The organism is Flavobacterium sp. GP15, from assembly GCF_014281985.1.
GTDB classification, from domain to species: domain Bacteria; phylum Bacteroidota; class Bacteroidia; order Flavobacteriales; family Flavobacteriaceae; genus Flavobacterium; species Flavobacterium pygoscelis.
In genome coordinates this window covers 16,609-32,924 of record NZ_JACFTC010000008.1, presented here as the reverse complement: position 1 = coordinate 32,924, position 16,316 = coordinate 16,609, and the positions used below count along the sequence as shown (strand labels likewise).

14 protein-coding genes are annotated in these 16,316 nt (G+C 33.3%); 10 read left to right on the top strand and 4 right to left on the bottom strand.

What is annotated here, in order from left to right:
* Positions 1–964 precede the first annotated feature (964 nt).
* From H2650_RS14225 to pgi, 10 genes are all read left to right on the top strand, one after another.
* Positions 965–1,990, top strand: coding sequence for a class I fructose-bisphosphate aldolase (locus H2650_RS14225; RefSeq protein ID WP_188051489.1), 1,026 nt, complete (start codon positions 965–967; stop codon positions 1,988–1,990).
* A 56-nt stretch (positions 1,991–2,046) separates the two neighbouring features.
* The gene (gene tkt, locus H2650_RS14220) at positions 2,047–4,047 is read left to right on the top strand and encodes a transketolase (RefSeq protein WP_188051488.1); all 2,001 of its coding nucleotides are present in this window, start codon (positions 2,047–2,049) and stop codon (positions 4,045–4,047) included.
* A gap of 51 nt (positions 4,048–4,098) precedes the next feature.
* On the top strand, positions 4,099–4,257 hold the full coding sequence (locus H2650_RS14215) for a hypothetical protein (protein ID WP_188051487.1): 159 nt from the start codon (positions 4,099–4,101) through the stop codon (positions 4,255–4,257).
* A 117-nt stretch (positions 4,258–4,374) separates the two neighbouring features.
* Entirely contained in the window at positions 4,375–4,833 is a 459-nt protein-coding gene (locus H2650_RS14210) for an RpiB/LacA/LacB family sugar-phosphate isomerase (protein WP_188051486.1), read from the top strand.
* A gap of 207 nt (positions 4,834–5,040) precedes the next feature.
* Positions 5,041–6,132, top strand: coding sequence for a transaldolase (gene tal, locus H2650_RS14205; protein ID WP_188051485.1), 1,092 nt, complete (start codon positions 5,041–5,043; stop codon positions 6,130–6,132).
* 4 nt (positions 6,133–6,136) lie between these two features.
* Positions 6,137–6,760: an HAD family hydrolase gene (locus H2650_RS14200; RefSeq protein ID WP_188051484.1), complete on the top strand. Its 624-nt coding sequence runs from the start codon at positions 6,137–6,139 to the stop codon at positions 6,758–6,760.
* 7 nt (positions 6,761–6,767) lie between these two features.
* Positions 6,768–8,195, top strand: a complete 1,428-nt coding sequence (gene gndA / locus H2650_RS14195) for an NADP-dependent phosphogluconate dehydrogenase (RefSeq protein WP_188051483.1) — start codon at positions 6,768–6,770, stop codon at positions 8,193–8,195.
* Between the two features lie 45 nt (positions 8,196–8,240).
* Entirely contained in the window at positions 8,241–9,761 is a 1,521-nt protein-coding gene (zwf, locus tag H2650_RS14190) for a glucose-6-phosphate dehydrogenase (protein ID WP_188051482.1), read from the top strand.
* A gap of 2 nt (positions 9,762–9,763) precedes the next feature.
* Complete coding sequence (pgl, locus tag H2650_RS14185; RefSeq protein ID WP_188051481.1) at positions 9,764–10,492, top strand: 6-phosphogluconolactonase; 729 nt, start codon at positions 9,764–9,766, stop codon at positions 10,490–10,492.
* Between the two features lie 65 nt (positions 10,493–10,557).
* Positions 10,558–12,207, top strand: coding sequence for a glucose-6-phosphate isomerase (gene pgi, locus H2650_RS14180; protein ID WP_188051480.1), 1,650 nt, complete (start codon positions 10,558–10,560; stop codon positions 12,205–12,207).
* A gap of 149 nt (positions 12,208–12,356) precedes the next feature.
* Here pgi and H2650_RS14175 read toward each other — a convergent pair whose 3' ends face one another.
* The 4 genes from H2650_RS14175 to H2650_RS14160 form a co-directional block, all read right to left on the bottom strand.
* Positions 12,357–12,878 (bottom strand): c-type cytochrome, encoded by a 522-nt coding sequence (locus tag H2650_RS14175; RefSeq protein ID WP_188051479.1) that lies wholly within the window; start codon positions 12,876–12,878, stop codon positions 12,357–12,359.
* Between the two features lie 136 nt (positions 12,879–13,014).
* The gene (locus tag H2650_RS14170) at positions 13,015–14,106 is read right to left on the bottom strand and encodes a glycosidase (protein WP_188051478.1); all 1,092 of its coding nucleotides are present in this window, start codon (positions 14,104–14,106) and stop codon (positions 13,015–13,017) included.
* Between the two features lie 14 nt (positions 14,107–14,120).
* Positions 14,121–14,873, bottom strand: a complete 753-nt coding sequence (locus H2650_RS14165; protein ID WP_188051477.1) for an HAD-IIB family hydrolase — start codon at positions 14,871–14,873, stop codon at positions 14,121–14,123.
* A 44-nt stretch (positions 14,874–14,917) separates the two neighbouring features.
* Positions 14,918–15,913 carry a type I phosphomannose isomerase catalytic subunit gene (locus H2650_RS14160; protein ID WP_188051476.1) on the bottom strand — a complete coding sequence of 332 codons (996 nt, stop codon included), beginning with the start codon at positions 15,911–15,913 and terminating at the stop codon, positions 14,918–14,920.
* Positions 15,914–16,316 lie beyond the last annotated feature (403 nt).

Sequence of the window (16,316 nt, the reverse complement as noted above, 5' to 3'; positions counted from 1 at the left end):
TAGGTCTCATTTTATTAATTCAATTTTTTCAAAAAGGGAACATAAACAACTTTAGGCAGATCGCAGGCTACTAATTTGTGTCAAAACAAATACAATTTTAGCACTAATGCAACCTCTTTATATATACTTTAATAAACTCAATTTTTTAGCATTATTGTATTTGCTTCTTAAATTAAAGAATGAAATCTACATAAAAAAAAGCTTGTTTTTTAGTTCAAAATTTAATCTTATTTTCTTAATAATAAGAGCGATTAATTTTACATTAGCCCGAAGTTATTATTGTTAGAATTGAACAAGGGCTTGTCATGTTATTAGATCGCGGTTTTGAATCTCAGAAAATATACTTATAATAAAATAGAAGCAGTTTGTAATATAATTGAAAAATGTGGTTCTAAAGTTCAGATAGAAATTGAGTATGGTGTAAACCTACAGAATGTCAAAAATCTCATTAGCTTGAAGTAGTATCTTTAAATCAGAAAATCACAAATAAACTATAGATAAATTTAAATTTTAAGTGATTGCAACTTTATAAATCCTCTTTTTTTTACAGTAAATAGTTCATCCAATATATTAATTTTTCAGTTTCTATTTTAGGTTCTAGATTTGTTCTTTATCATAAAAACACAATTTTATGATATTTTTATAATTTTACCTCATTGAATATGAGTACCTTACTACAACCTAATATTTGGGATTTTGTTTTTACGATTTATATTTAAATCTAAAAACAAAAATGGAAAAAATGAAAGCTTTGTTTTAAAAAATAATTTGAAGTTCCTACTTTAAATACACTTTTGCTACTTTCTCAATCAGGAAGTATCTCGACACTATTTTTTTATGTGTCATCAACACGCGTTCATCAACAAAGTGAATTTTTATTTCGAAACAACAATTAGTTTACTTATCAATTATTTACAAAATACTAATTTCATTTTTCGAATTACTTTTTTAAAATAGAGAACATATGGAAATACAACTCTTAAAAGATACAATTGAAGAACTTTTTAGTAATGGCAAAGGTATTCTTGCCATGGACGAAAGTACACCAACCTGCGACAAACGTTTTGAGGCAAACGGAATTCCACAAACACCAGAAATGCGACGTAAATACCGCCAGCTTATTATTAAAACTGAAGGACTAAGCGACAGTATTGGTGGTGCTATTTTGTATGAAGAAACCCTGCAGCAACAAACGGATGATGGTGAACCGATGGCAACGGCACTATTAAAATCAGGCATTATAGCTGGAGTAAAAGTAGATCAAGGAACAAAACTTTTAGCAGGATTTAAAAATGAAAAAATTACCGAAGGGTTAGACGGTTTACAACAACGTTTAATATCCTATAAAGGAATGGGTATTCGTTTTGCAAAATGGCGCGCCGTAATAACAATAGGTGACGGAATTCCAACAGATGCTTGTATCTATGCTAATGTGCAAGATTTAGCACGCTATGCTGCAATATGCCAGCAACAAGGAATTGTACCTATTGTAGAACCAGAGGTTTTGATGGATGGGAATCATTCTATTCAAGAATGTTATGAGGTTACAGAAAAGGTTTTAAAATCACTTTTTTATCATCTTTATCTCTTTAAAGTCAACTTAGAAGGTATTATTTTAAAGCCCAATATGATCGTAGCTGGAACAGAGAACAAAAATCAAAACACAGTAGATGAAGTCGCTCAAGCAACAGTAAAATGTTTTCTTTCTGCAGTTCCAGCTTCGGTTCCAGCCATTGCATATTTATCTGGTGGTCAATCTCCTGAAAAAGCCGCCGCTCATCTCAATGCAATTAATAAAAATTTTAAGAATCATCTTCCTTGGAAAATCTCTTTTTCTTTTGCAAGAGCCATTCAACAACCAGCATTAGAAGCTTGGAAAGGGAATGAAGATAATGTAGCCGAAGCTCAAAAATTACTCTATCGCCGTGCCAAAATTGCATCCGCAGCACATCTTGGAACTTATAAACCGGAAATGGAAAAAAGTAATTAGTATGGGTAATTGCTCCAAGAATAGTTCAATTATAAAAGTTAGAAGAATTATAAAATATGGAATCAGATAATTTAAATCAGAAATGTATTGACACAGTAAGAGTTTTAGCAGCAGATGCGGTACAAAAAGCAAATTCAGGTCATCCAGGAACTCCAATGGCGCTTTCTCCATTAGGTCATATTTTATGGTCTGAAGTGATGCGATACAATCCTAAAAATCCGAATTGGGTCAATAGAGATCGTTTTGTGCTTTCATGCGGACATGCTTGTATGTTGCAATACAGTTATTTGCATCTAACAGGATATGAAATAACGTTGAATGATATTAAAAATTTCAGACAGCTTCACAGTATAACCGCTGGTCATCCAGAATATGGTTTGACTCCAGGAATAGAAGTGACAACTGGACCATTAGGTCAGGGTTTTGCAAATGGTATTGGAATGGCGATTGCCGAAAAATATATGGCAGCTCGATACAATCAACCAGACTTTAACATTTTTGATTACAAAATTTATGCGATTTGTAGCGATGGCGATTTAATGGAGGGTGTTACTGCAGAAGCAGCTTCTATAGCAGGGCATCTCGGATTGGGAAATGTAATTTATTTCTATGATAGCAATCACATTACAATAGAAGGAAATACTGATTTGGCTTTTGATGAGGATGTCTCCAAAAGATTTGAAGCCTATGGTTGGCATGTTCAAAACCTCCCAGACATTAATGATTTAAAAGCTGTTTCCGAGGCAATTAAAAATGCCCAAAACGAAAATAATCGCCCTTCATTAATAAAAATCCGCAGTTATATTGGTTATGGAAGTCCCAATAAACAAAATACGGCTGCCGCACATGGCTCTCCTTTAGGGGAAGATGAAGTTCGTTTAGTAAAAGAAAACTTCGGTTTTGACCCCGACAAAAATTTCGTAATTCCAGAAGACGTTTTAGAATTTTATCGAAAAGCTGGGAAAAAATCAGCTAAGAATGAAGACGATTGGAATGAATTATATAAAATATATAAACAACGTCATCCCGATTTAGCTAAGGAATATGAAGCTATTAGTTCTGGGAAATTGCCTGAGGGTTGGGAGAAAAATCTTCCCGTTTTTGAAGCTGGCAAAGAATTGGCTACACGAAAAGCTTCTGGTAAAACATTAAATGCTATCGCTGCATTTTTTCCTCAATTAATTGGTGGATCTGCCGATCTTTCTCCTTCAACTGATACGAATCTTGATTCATTTAAATCCTTTTCAGTAGAACATCGCGATGGTCGAAATTTCCATTTTGGAATCCGTGAGCATGCTATGGGATCAATTCTCAACGGAATGGCACTTAGTAATTATCTAATTCCGTATGGCGCTACCTTTTTAATTTTTTCTGATTATATGCGACCTCCACTTCGATTAGCAGCCATTATGAAAATTCGATCTATCCTAGTTTTTACCCACGACAGTATTGCATTGGGAGAAGATGGAACTACGCATCAGCCTGTTGAGCAATTGATAGGTTTACGAACCGTTCCGAATATGACTGTAATTCGTCCTGCAGACGCTAATGAAACTGCGCAAGCATGGCGTGTGGCGATTGAACACAAAAAAGGACCAGTTGCAATTGTGCTCACCCGTCAAGCCATTCCAATTATCGATCAGAAAAAATATGCGAGTGCCAAAAATTTGGAGAAAGGTGCCTACATACTGTCAGATTGTAAGGGTAAGCCGGATATAATTTTAATTGCCAGTGGATCTGAAGTTCAATTGATCATAGCAGCACAAAAAGAATTAGAGAAAAATAATATTCAAGCTCGTGTGGTAAGTATGCCAAGTTGGAATCTGTTTGATAAACAAGAGGCTGCTTATCGCGAAACAGTTTTGCCAAAAGAAATTAGAAAAAGATTAGCAGTAGAAGCAGGTTCCTCTATTGGATGGATGAAATATACAACTGATGATGGTGCAGTAATTGGTATTGACAAATTTGGCGAAAGTGCACCTGGGGAACAAGTAATGAAAGAGTACGGTTTTACAATAGAAAATGTAGTAAAACAAGCAAAAGCATTGCTATTATAATTTATTAAATATAATGAATAATAAAAGGTATAATTATTTAAACATCAGAACATGGAAAGTAATCCTAATGACAAAAAAGATAAAAAAAATCAACCAGTAGAAAAGGAAAGTGGCAATGATAACTTTCCGCAGGAATATGAGGAACAAAGAAGTGAGAACCTTCGGATGGATCCTCAGCCTTTAGAAAATCCTAAAAAAAATGAAACGTAATGATTTAAAAAAAAAAACTAAAATAAATTTTTAATGACTTCAAAATAGAGATTTGATGATTGTTTTTAAAATTAGTTGATCTCAAATAAATAAAAGACAATAAAAGCGCCCAGAAAAATGACTTCACAAAAATATAAAATCGGAATAGCATCAGATCATGGTGGATTTGAACTCAAACAAAAGATTGTATCTTTTTTAAACGAGCAACAATTTGAAGTGAAAGATTTTGGGGCGAAACAATTAAATACGTCCGATGATTATCCCGATTATGTTATTCCGCTTGCAAAAGCTGTTGCCAATGGAGCCGTTTTTAGAGGTATTGCAATTTGTGGAAGCGGAGTTGGTGCATGTATTGCTACGAACAAAGTTTCTGGTGTAAGAGCTGCCTTAATTGGAGATTATTTTTCAGCGCATCAAGGGGTAGAAGATGACGATATGAATTTGATTTGTCTAGGTGGTCGTGTTACTGGATATGAAATTGCAAAAGAATTGATTCTAGCTTTTTTGCAAGCAAAATTTATTGGCGCAGAACGGCACTTAAGGCGACTGCATGAAATTGAAAAACTAGAAAAATAATTAGCCAAATAGGTGGACCACAATACATAATCATCTTGAAGAATTCCTATTTTTTTAGCCCCGATAGTAGTGAAAATCCTTTCACTAAAGTTGCTTTTGCAACGGTAGTTAAAGATTGTAGCGGATAGCGGGAAATAGCTTCTAATAGCTAGTAGAACTACTATATATTGAATTCTATTTTTAAAATATAATTTAAAAAATAAAAAAATGAATCCATTAAATGAAATACGAAATCTTGATCAGAGCATCTGGCTGGATTTACTTGATCGTGAAATTATGAACTCAGGCAAACTAAAAAGCCTAATTGACACTGACGATTTACGAGGACTTACCTCAAATCCCTCTATTTTTGAAAAAGCTATTAGTGGCAGTTCGGATTACGATGAAGATATTACTGAAATTTCAAAAAGGGAAAATGAAAATTCGGTTATATTCTTTGATATGGCAATTGCAGATATTCAAAGGGCAGCAGATCTTTTTAAACCTGTTTATGATAAAACGGCAGGCAAAGATGGTTATGTAAGTCTAGAAGTATCGCCTTATTTGGCTTTGGATACGGATGGTACGATTGCGCAAGCGCGTGAACTTTGGAAAAAAGTTAATCGTAAAAATGTAATGATAAAAATTCCAGGAACAAAACAAGGATTGCCTGCAATAAGGGAATGTTTGCGCGAAGGAATTAATATTAATGTGACGTTGCTTTTTGGTATTCCTCGTTATATAGAAATTACTGAAGCCTTTATGGGCGGATTAGAAGACCGACTTAAAGAAGGGAATTCGATTGAAGGAATTGCTTCGGTTGCGAGTTTCTTTTTGAGTCGAAATGATGTGATGGTAGATCCTTTACTAGAGGAAAAAGGATTAGAAAAACGGATAGGAAAAGTAGCAATTGCCTCTGCCAAAAAAGCTTATCAACTATATCTTAATATGATTTCGAGTGATCGATTTAAAGCTTTGCAAGCAAAAGGAGCAGCTAGTCAACGCATTCTTTTTGCAAGTACTAGTACGAAGGATCCTGCTTTTAGCGATGTTTTATATGTAGAAAATTTGATTGGAAAAGATACTATAAACACGCTTCCTATGGAGACTATTGATGCTTTTAGAGATCACGGAAAGGCAGCGGAAACTTTGATTCAAAATATTGAAGAAGCGGACGCAATTATGGAAGAGTTGAAAAATATAGGCATCAATATCGATACTATTACGGAAAAACTAGAAGCGGAAGGTATTGAAAAATTCAATCAAGCTTATGAAAAATTGATCAAAAGCATCGATAATCAAAAACGTAAAATTAAATAAATCTATGAACGATTTTGATCCCAAGAAAATAAAAGTGATCTTTATGGATATTGGTGGCGTATTACTAACTAATGGTTGGGGACATGAATCACGCCAAAAAGCAGCACAAGTTTTTGATTTTGATTATCAAGAAATGGAAATTCTGCATAATTTTATCTATAATGTTTTTGAAATTGGCAGTATTTCGCTTGATGAGTATTTAGACACGGTTTTATTTCATACTGATAGGGATTTCTTAAAAGATGAATTTATAGTATTTATGTATGCCCAATCACAAGAGTTGCCGCAGCTTTTAGAGTGGTTGAAAATTTGGAAACAACACACGGTATTGCCCGTATTTGCTCTGAGTAATGAAAGTAGGGAACTAAATGATTTTCGTATTGAAACTTTTCATTTAAGGGAACTTTTTGATGGATTTTTTTCCTCTTGTTACTTAAAAATGAGAAAACCAGATCCACGAATTTTTATTAGAGCCATGGAAATTGCTCAAGTTGCCCCTAATGAATGTCTTTATTTTGATGACCGACCAATGCTAGTAAATGCAGCTAAAAAACTTGGAATGAATACGATTCTTCATCAAGATTTTGAAACAACTAAAAAGATTCTTGAAAATTTTATACAATCATAAAACTAATATGAAATTAGATAACGAAAATGCATTTGGAATGATCGGTCTTGGAACAATGGGTTCTAATCTATTGCAGAACATTGCAGACAAGGGATACCATTGTGCTGGTTATGATAATAGCACCGATAAAGTTGAGAGTCTAAATAATTTAAAAAGAGATACAATTCAAGGTTTTTCAGATTTAAAAGCTTTCGCAAGGAGTTTAAAAAGTCCAAGAATAGTAATGATGTTAGTACCTGCGGGAAAGATTGTAGATGATGTTATAGATGAGTTGCTTCAAGTTCTAGACCTAGGCGATATTATAATTGATGGTGGAAACTCTCATTTTACAGACACTGAGCGTAGAAATTTAGCATTAAAGGATAAAGGGTATCATTTCATCGGAATGGGTGTTTCTGGAGGTGAAGAAGGAGCTCGTAAAGGACCGAGTATGATGCCAGGCGGTGATAAAAAAGCCTATGAAATAGTAGCGCCAATTCTTAGTAAAGTTGCTGCTCATGTAAATGGAGATGCTACAGTTTCTTACATGGGCGAGCGTTCTGCCGGACATTTTGTAAAAATGGTTCATAACGGAATTGAATATGCATTGATGCAATTGATTTCTGAGACCTATGAAATTTTAAAAAACGGATTGAAATACAGTGATGTAGAAATTCATGATGTATTCAAAAAATGGAATGAAGGCCGATTACAGTCCTATTTATTAGATATAACACGTGATATTTTTGCCTATAAACTAGAAGGAAAAACTGATGCTTTGGTAAACGATATTAGCGATCAGGCTAAAGCCAAAGGAACAGGAAAATGGACTTCTCAAGCCGCAATGGATTTAAATTGTCCCATTCCTACCATAGATATTTCCGTTTCTATGCGAGATCTTTCTCATTATAAAGAGTTGAGAGTTAAAGCTTCAAAGATGTATCCAAATAACAACTTGCAGTATGATGCTAAAGCGGAGGACTATATTGATGTGTTAGAGCAAGCTTTCTACTTTTCTATGGTTTCTGCTTATGCGCAAGGAATGCATTTGTTGTTTAAAGCTAATGAAGAATTTAAATATGATTTAAATTTAGATTTAATTGCAAAAATATGGCGCGGAGGTTGTATCATAAGATCTGCTTTTCTAGAAGATATTTTTACAGCTTATCAAAAAGAGGCTAAATTAGAACATTTATTTTTAGATGATTCTATTCACAATAACCTAACAAAAAATATTGCCGGAATTCGCACTATTGTTTCCGATGCTGTTTTGCAAGGAATTGCTATACCCGCTTTTTCAACCTCTTTAAGTTACTTTGATAATTTTAGATGTGCCAGTATGCCAACAAATCTTATTCAAGCACAACGGGATTATTTTGGAGCACATACTTATGAGTTGATAGGAAAACAAGGTGTTTTTCATACGATCTGGGAAATAGAAAATAAAGTAGAATAAAGAGATTTATTCTTTTAAAATATAAGTTTTCAATACATTTAAATTATGGGAAAAACGGCTAATAAAAAAGCAAATTCTACTATTTTTATCATATTCGGTGGTACTGGTGATTTGACCAAACGAAAAATTATGCCCGCGCTTTATAATCTTTTTTTAGACGGTTGGTTGCCCGAGAAATTTGCTATCATTGGGACATCGTCAACCAAAATGACGGATGAAAAATACAAAGGCGAATTACTTGCTTCGGTAGATGAATTTTCAAGAAAAGGAAAATCAAAAAAAGAAGAGTGGTCAAAATTTGCCTCCAATATATTTCATCAAGCCGCTGATATTACTGATGCCTCAACGTTTAAGCCTTTTGGAAATTATATTGAGAAATTTAAAAAAGAGTGGGAAGAGGAAACGCCTTCAATAGTATATTATTGCGCGGTAGCTCCACACTTTTTTTGTACCATTGCTCATAATATTTCAATCGCAAAACTAGATAACAACCCTGAAACAGCTCGAATTGTTATCGAAAAACCATTTGGCACTGACCTAGAATCGGCTAAGGCACTTAATGCAAAACTGCTAACTTTATTTCATGAGAATCAGATATATAGAATTGATCATTATTTAGGTAAAGAAGTAGTTCAAAATATAATGGCTTTCCGCTTTGCCAATTCGATTATGGAGCCACTTTGGAACAGAAATCATATCGAAAATGTTCAGATTTCGGTAACGGAACAAATAGGTATTGGCACGCGAGGAAAGTATTTCGAGCAAGCGGGGATTTTGAGAGATATGATCCAGAATCACCTATTACAACTCCTTTGTATCATTGCAATGGAACCGCCAATAAGTTTTGATGCTGATGAGGTTCGCAATCGCAAAGTTGATATTCTAAAATCAATGCGTAAAATTATACCTAGCGAAATTGATTCTATGTCGGCTAGAGGTCAATATGGTCCGGGATGGATAGAAGGTATAAAAGTGATTGGGTATCGTGAAGAGGAAAATGTAGATCCACATTCAAACACAGAAACTTTTGCCGCTCTTAAACTTTATGTTGATAATTGGCGCTGGCAAGGTGTACCTTTTTATTTAAGAACAGGTAAAAGACTCTTTAAATCGGCTTCTCAAATTACAATTCAGTTCAAAGAAATTCCTCATAATATTTTCCATTCTGATGAAGGTAACAGCCCTAAAAAAAATCGATTAATTATTAGTATTCAGCCAGATATGGCCATTCAATTTCAGTTGCAAAGCAAAAGTCCAGGTCTCGAAATGAATCTTAATTCAATGAATATGATTTTTGATTATTCGGGTATTCCAAAATCAGAATCTCCAGAAGCTTATGAAACCTTGCTATTAGATATTATATCTGGTGATCAAACGCTCTTTATGCGTGCAGATCAAGTAGAGGAAGCTTGGCAATTGATTATGCCTGTGCTTAATTTTTGGGAAAACAGTAAAACAGCTGATTTTCCAAATTATCCAGCTGATTCTTGGGGGCCAGAAAATGCAGAAGCGCTCATTGCACAAGATGGTTATCATTGGTTTAACCTTCCAGAAAAAAATAAGTAGGAATGATAAGTGCAATAAATGTTTACACGGATATTAATGAACTATTAAATGCTTTGGCAGAGAACATCTGTAGTACTGCACAAGCGGCCATTAGGGAAAGAGGACAATTTAATTTTGTTTTAGCAGGCGGAAATTCTCCAAAGAAATTATACGAATTACTTGCTTCTGAAAAGTTTAGCAATAAGATCGATTGGGATAAAACCTATTTTTTCTTTGGTGATGAGCGTTTTGTTCCGGAAAATGATCCACAAAGAAATTATTTAATGGTAAAAAAGGCTTTATTTGTACCTTTAAAAATTAAAAATTCTAATGTGTTTAATGTTGATACTTCAGAAAGTCCTGAAACAGCAGCATTGCGTTATGATAAATCTATACGATACCATTTTAAAGAAAAAACAGTCGAATTTGATTTTGTTCTTTTAGGCCTCGGTGATAACGCACACACGGCGTCACTTTTTCCTAATACTACCGTATTAGAAGAAACTGATGCAACAATTAAGGCTGTTTATGTAAATGAAGTGAATATGTACCGCATAACTATGACTGCTCCACTTATTAATCAAGCTAGAAATATTGCTTTTTTAGTTTATGGGAAAGACAAAGCGGCTGCAATTTATCATGTTTTAAATGATTCAAAAGGGACAATAAATGAATATCCTGCGCGATTAATTAGTAGTGACAAACATAAAACGCATTGGTATATTGATAGTGAGTCTGCATCAAAATTATAATCATAAAAAAAGTTAGTACTACTGCTTTAAACTATTTCAGAAAATAAATAATAAAATAATTGAATATGTTACCAAAAATTAATCCTACAGAAACCACCGCTTGGAAAGAATTATATAAACATCAATCTGAAATGAATCAGGTTCAGATGAAAGAACTTTTTAAAAATGATCCAAAACGTTTTGATAAAATGTCAGTTGAATTGGATGATATCCTTTTTGATTATTCAAAAAATATTATTAACGAAAAGACATTGGAACTATTATTTCAATTAGCAGACGAATCTCAAGTGAAAGTAGCGAGAGAAGCTATGTTTAGTGGAGAAAAAATAAATTTAAGTGAAAATCGCGCTGTTTTGCATACAGCTTTGCGAAATTTTTCTTCGGAAACTATTACTTTAGATGGTAACGACATAATGCTAGAAGTTCGAGAAGCTCGTGAAAAAATGAAATCCTTCTGTAAAAAAATTCACAGTGGAGAATGGAAAGGATATACTGGAAAAAAAATTAAAAATATCGTTAATATTGGTATTGGTGGAAGTGATCTTGGTCCAGTAATGGTTACCGAAGCATTAAAACCGTATTGGATTGAAGGCATACAAGCATATTTTGTATCTAATGTGGATGGAACTCAAATTGTTGAAACATTAAAAAATTTAGATCCAGAGGAAACACTTTTTACCATTGCATCAAAAACGTTTACTACTCAGGAAACCATGACCAATGCTCATACAGCGCGTGATTGGTTTTTAAAATCAGCACTTGATGAAAAGTTTGTTGCTAAACATTTTATAGCGCTTTCGACAAACGAAAAAGGAGTGAAGGATTTCGGAATCGATCTTGAAAATAGGTTTGTTTTTTGGGATTGGGTAGGAGGTCGTTATAGTATTTGGAGTAGCATTGGACTTTCGATTGCACTTACAATTGGGTATGATAATTTTGAGAAGTTATTGAAAGGTGCTGAAGCTGCAGATCATCATTTTCAAAATGAAGATTTTAAAACTAATATTCCCGTAATTATGGGCTTAGTTGGTATTTGGTACACTAATTTTTTTGGTGCAGAAACAGAAGCTATTTTACCATACGATCAATATATGCATCGTTTTCCAGCTTATTTTCAACAAGGAAATATGGAAAGCAACGGTAAGCACGTAGATAGAAATGGAAAAAAAGTGACCTACAGTACTGGACCCGTAGTTTGGGGTGAACCAGGAACTAATGGGCAACATGCATTTTATCAATTAATACACCAAGGTACACACCTAATTCCATGTGATTTTATTGCTCCTGCTGTAAGTCATAATCCCGTTGGAAAGCATCATCCTATTTTATTATCTAATTTTTTCGCACAAACGGAAGCGCTGATGAATGGAAAAACAGCTGAGGAAGTAGCGAATGAATTAAAAGATTCGAAGATGAGTAAAGCTCAAATTGACGAATTAATTCCGTTTAAAGTATTTGCAGGAAATAAACCAACCAACTCGTTTTTAGTTAAAGAAATGACACCATTTTCTTTAGGCAAACTGATAGCACTTTACGAACATAAAATATTTGTACAGGGAATTATCTGGAATATATTAAGTTTTGATCAATGGGGAGTTGAGCTGGGCAAACAATTAGCATCAAAAGTGCTTCCAGAACTTAGTAATGAGGATGAAATAAATTCGCACGATGCTTCTACAAATGGATTAATTAATGCTTATAAAAAGTGGAGGTAATATATTGATTTAATAGATTGATTAAGAGGCAAAATCTATATCAAATAACAATGAAAAAAGGATTTTAGATTATTACAACAGTAGTTATTTAAAATCCTTTTTTAATACTATCGATAAAAAAACAGAGTATTTAAATTATATTTATTTTATCAATGTTTTCCCATTTCTTTTAGCATTTTCTCTTTTCTGTTATCTCTATCAGGATTGTATGTTTTGTACATTGTGCTCATTTTTGCTAGATATTTCTCCGGATTTGGAGCTCCACGATGGCACATAACGCAATTTACAACCTGTACCTGAGCTGGCTTTGGGTCCGGAAAATGAGGTTGAAAATAAATTTTATTCAAATCATTGGTCATTTTAATCATGCCGCGAGCGATCTCTTTTTCAATTTTATCATCACTTGCAAAATCTAATTTACTGGAATTGTCTTTTTGCGAAGCATGACAATAGTTACATTTTACGCTTAAGGCATTGGTATAACCGTCCATTAAATAGTCTAAGCTATCTTTAGAAATGTTTTGAGGAAGGACTTTAAGATTTTTCCACTTTGGTTGTGGCTGGTAGCTATTATCTTCTATAGTCTTTGATTTAAAAGCATAAAGGAGCGTGATTAAGAACACAAAACTTAGACTCATTAATAGCGAAAATATTTTTCTTTTATTTTTCATAAGTAATTGATTTTTAAGTTTTAACAGATCTAATTTACAAATAAAAATCACACCATTTATTTAAATTTTTTAATCGATTGAACTTTTAGGTATTACTTATTTTAAAAAGGTTTGCTAACGTAAAATTATATTCTACTTACAAACTCTTCCAATATTTTGGCAATACATCTGGTATTGTCATTTTTGCGACACCTATTCGATTGTCTGCCATTCCGTAATAAACATCAATTCGTTCCGGCTGACCAATATCGTCCCTTCGATCTGTTCCTGTAGGGAAAACTACATTACCAACTATTCCAATTGTTTCATCTTCTAATTCTGGAACTAATATAGGCTCAGGAGATCGATAAATTATTTCTTGAGGTGAATTCTCAGACAAAACCATAACTCCAGCAGAATAAGTATATCGTGGCTGATCTTCTGTGCAATCATTATGTTTTCTAACACCGTGGTAAATCATCAACCAACCATGTTTGGTTAAAATGGGTGGCGCACCTGCACCAATTTTTAATTTTTCCCAAGGGTAAACGGGTTGTGCCAAACGATAATGCGAAGTAAATTGAGCGTGTTCTAGACAAGTTTCCTGACCTTCTTTTAGATTAAAATAAGAAATCCATATACTTTCTCTATGTTGATCTATTGAGCGATTATCATCAAGTTTAACCGTTTTCTCTGGAATAGATTCGGGAAATAACGGTCGGTGTAGCATAGCAATCGAGGTATGATTGTGTGGACTAGGAAGATCCGTCGGGAAAAAACTAGCATCTTTATCATCTACGTTGTTAAAATCAAGTGGCTTATATAACGAGAAACAAACCAATCCCAAGCGTTCCCAACTTAAAAGATCTTTCGACTTAGCCATTGCAATTCGCGGTCCATCTGGTCCGTAAGCCGTATAAGTCATTATATAATTTTCTACAGATTTGACATAAGAAATCCTTGGATCTTCACATCCGCCGCCGCCGCCAGGACGTTTTTCATAATCCATTTCCGGTTCTAAAGCAATTCCTAAACGTTCTACTTCAAATGGATCTCCGTCAGTATTAAATTTAACCTTTCCAATTCCAATTCTTGAGTAATTATCCTTTGCTACCAATCTAGGAAAAATGTATAATTCTCCGTCAGGTCCTCTAGTTACAGCCGGATTTAAAACGCCTTCTACTTCGTATTCATTTCCTGCTTCGGGTTCCATGATGGTACAAATGCGGTTAAGTTTAAATGGAATCATTGTATTTTTATTTTTTAAATATTGTTAGTTTCACAAGCAATAATAGTTTCTATTATTCTTTTAGTTTCTTCTGGATCTCTCACTTGAATACACTTGGCACCAGTGCTTCTAGCTGGAAAATCGTTTCCTCCTTCAAATAGTGCATCACCAATAAATAACATTTCATCAATGCCAATTTTTAAAATTTCTTTGAGTTTTAAAATTCCGTAAGCTTTATCGATTCCTGGTTTAGTAATATCTATAGATGTTGTTCCGCCCATTCCTATCGAAAATTCTTTTAAAGATTTCTGAAGCGGAGTAACAATTTTTTTTCGTTTAGCAAAATCATTATCCCATGTTTTTTTTTCTTCAAGTGGCGCTTCTTGTCCCAAAGCAGAAAAGGTGATTTGACTACCGCGATCTTCAATTTGATTTCCCCAAGTTTTTTTAATTTCAATATCTGAATTCTTTATTGTAATGTTTAGGTTAAAAAGGATTTCCTTTCTTTCTTCATCTGTGAATTTTTCCTCATACAATTTAACCCAATTCTTTTTGTATTGATAATATTTTGTTCCGCAAGTGGGCAGAATCGAGAGTTTTGTAAATATGGTGTCTTTTGGTAATTGGTTTATAACTTGTTTTTCAAATTGTGGCCAGTCTCCACCAGAAATTATAGCAACTTGAGTTACCTCTAAAAGCTCCTTAAAAAGAATTGCCATTTCTTTATCTATAGCAGATTTACTTTTAGCCAATGTACCATCCAAATCAAATATTATTAATTTTTTCATTTTTTGAAATCTTACAGATTATAATTTTATAAAAGTGATATAATTTAATTGGAGTTTTTATCAGGAATAGTGATTTGAAATAAGTTAATTTCATCATTAGGTAAAAGTTCTAATTGCCCTATAATTGCTGGTAAAAGCATCACTTCTCCTTTACTAATGTTATATTCTTGATTGTTATAATTCATACTACCTTTTCCATCAATACAAACTAAAATAGTAGGCATGTCAATAAAACCAACTTTAAAAACCTCTTTATTTTTGATGCGCCATACTTTAAAGTGATTGTTGTCAAAGAGTATTTCGGAATTTTTAATTGAATTATCAATTACTGGAGTTACAGGACCAATCTCACCTTGATTAAAATTGATGCTTTGAATCGCATTTTCAATCTGAAGATCACGTGGCTTACCCGTTTTTGCATCCAATCGATCCCAATCATACAAACGAAAAGTCACATCACTATTTTCTTGTACTTCAAAAACTACAGTTCCACCAAGCGTATGAACGGTTCCTGATTCAATGAATACTGCATCTTCTTGTTTAGGAATAAAACTATGAAGTCGTTCTGAAACTGATTTATCTTTAATCGATTCTACTAAATTTTCTTTATTTGTACCTGGCTTTAAACCCGCAAAAATCTTACTGTCATCACTTGTTTCTAATACAATCCAAGCTTCTGTTTTTCCAGTATCGCCTTCAGGAAGTAGCTCTTTTTGGTGATCAGAAGGATGCACTTGTACCGATAAAACCTCTTTGCAATCTAAAAATTTCAGCAATAGCGGAAAACGATCGTAATAGAGACCGTTCTTACCCATTATTTCATACCGATACTCTTCCATTAAGGAAGTAATAGTTTTGTTTTTTAAATCGCCTTCTTGCACTAAACTGGAATGGTCTTTACGATCGCTCAATATCCAAGCTTCACCGATGGGCTCATTATCTGGTAAAGGTTTTGAAAGTAAATTTTCTAATTTTCGGCCTCCCCAAAGTCGGTATTGATAAATGGGTTCAAATTTTAAAGGATAAATTGGAATTTTCATTTTTATTTTTTTAAGAGTTCTAATAGTAGCATTTCTTAAAACAGATAGAATTAAATCCATTAATTGTTGTGATTGTAGTTTTATATCACAACGAAACGAATGTTTTTTTAAAATGCTCGTTGAACTCAAATTTACAAAAAAAATACTGTAGGTAAATTATAACTGTACTGATATATAACGATTTGTATTAATTGTGTAAAATTGATTTCTTTTGAACATCATTTTATACGCTTAATTTTAAAATCAAAAAATAAAATCTTTTAAATTTTGATTTAAAATTATTCAGGCAAATAGCTTCTCTAATAAAACGTATTATCAAAAAAATAGTATGGATTAAATGTGCGTATTTTATAAGCTTCAATATGAACTATATAACACATTTTATTTCTATAACTCTTAATTT

Bases quoted from the DNA above. Each gene is read 5' to 3' on its own strand.
- H2650_RS14165 (WP_188051477.1), bottom strand. From the start codon at position 14,873: ATGAAAAAATTAATAATATTTGATTTGGATGGTACATTGGCTAAAAGT.
- H2650_RS14210 (WP_188051486.1), top strand. From the start codon at position 4,375: ATGACTTCACAAAAATATAAAATCGGAATAGCATCAGATCATGGTGGA.
- tal (WP_188051485.1), top strand. From the start codon at position 5,041: ATGAATCCATTAAATGAAATACGAAATCTTGATCAGAGCATCTGGCTG.
- tkt (WP_188051488.1), top strand. From the start codon at position 2,047: ATGGAATCAGATAATTTAAATCAGAAATGTATTGACACAGTAAGAGTT.
- zwf (WP_188051482.1), top strand. From the start codon at position 8,241: ATGGGAAAAACGGCTAATAAAAAAGCAAATTCTACTATTTTTATCATA.
- pgl (WP_188051481.1), top strand. From the start codon at position 9,764: ATGATAAGTGCAATAAATGTTTACACGGATATTAATGAACTATTAAAT.
- H2650_RS14170 (WP_188051478.1), bottom strand. From the start codon at position 14,106: ATGATTCCATTTAAACTTAACCGCATTTGTACCATCATGGAACCCGAA.
- H2650_RS14160 (WP_188051476.1), bottom strand. From the start codon at position 15,913: ATGAAAATTCCAATTTATCCTTTAAAATTTGAACCCATTTATCAATAC.
- gndA (WP_188051483.1), top strand. From the start codon at position 6,768: ATGAAATTAGATAACGAAAATGCATTTGGAATGATCGGTCTTGGAACA.
- pgi (WP_188051480.1), top strand. From the start codon at position 10,558: ATGTTACCAAAAATTAATCCTACAGAAACCACCGCTTGGAAAGAATTA.
- H2650_RS14215 (WP_188051487.1), top strand. From the start codon at position 4,099: ATGGAAAGTAATCCTAATGACAAAAAAGATAAAAAAAATCAACCAGTA.
- H2650_RS14175 (WP_188051479.1), bottom strand. From the start codon at position 12,878: ATGAAAAATAAAAGAAAAATATTTTCGCTATTAATGAGTCTAAGTTTT.
- H2650_RS14225 (WP_188051489.1), top strand. From the start codon at position 965: ATGGAAATACAACTCTTAAAAGATACAATTGAAGAACTTTTTAGTAAT.
- H2650_RS14200 (WP_188051484.1), top strand. From the start codon at position 6,137: ATGAACGATTTTGATCCCAAGAAAATAAAAGTGATCTTTATGGATATT.